Origin of the sequence: Xanthobacter autotrophicus, from assembly GCF_030015065.1 — a bacterium.
In the GTDB taxonomy this organism is placed as follows: domain Bacteria; phylum Pseudomonadota; class Alphaproteobacteria; order Rhizobiales; family Xanthobacteraceae; genus Xanthobacter; species Xanthobacter autotrophicus_D.
Genome location: NZ_JAIVFN010000502.1, coordinates 1 through 411 on the forward strand (window position 1 = coordinate 1; position 411 = coordinate 411).

1 protein-coding gene is annotated in these 411 nt (G+C 74.2%); it reads right to left on the reverse strand.

Going from position 1 to position 411, the window contains the following annotated elements:
* Positions 1-187: 187 nt before the first annotated feature.
* A partial coding sequence (locus K9U40_RS24225; protein ID WP_282892590.1) for a hypothetical protein occupies positions 188-411 on the reverse strand: 224 nt, incomplete at its 5' end.

Genomic DNA, 411 nt, shown 5'->3' on the forward strand with positions numbered 1-411 from the left:
CCGTGAGAGGAGCAAATCCTTCCCGGTCCCAGCTCAGCAAGCTGCAGGCCGCCGAGATGGTTCCGTGACGGATCGGGTCGGGGGTGCCTCCGGCCCCCCGCTCGCGAGGTCGTGACAGGCAGGGGCCCGGCGCGCGGCCGCCCGACCGTCGCCGGAGGCTCCGCGCCGCGCGCCCCAGGTAGGCCGGTCAGACGTCCAGGCGCGGCACGGCGCCGGGGGGCGGCGCCGGAGGCGTCACGCCGGTCGCCCCCGGATCGCCGTGGTGCCGGCCATTCAGCTCGGACGGGACGGGACGGGGGAGTTCCAGGGTCGGGAGCGCGATGCTCTTCGGGTCTCCGAGCAAGGTGATCTGCTTGACCGTGACGGCTTGCCGGCCGCGCATCAGCGGGTTCTGGCGCACGTAGCTGATGA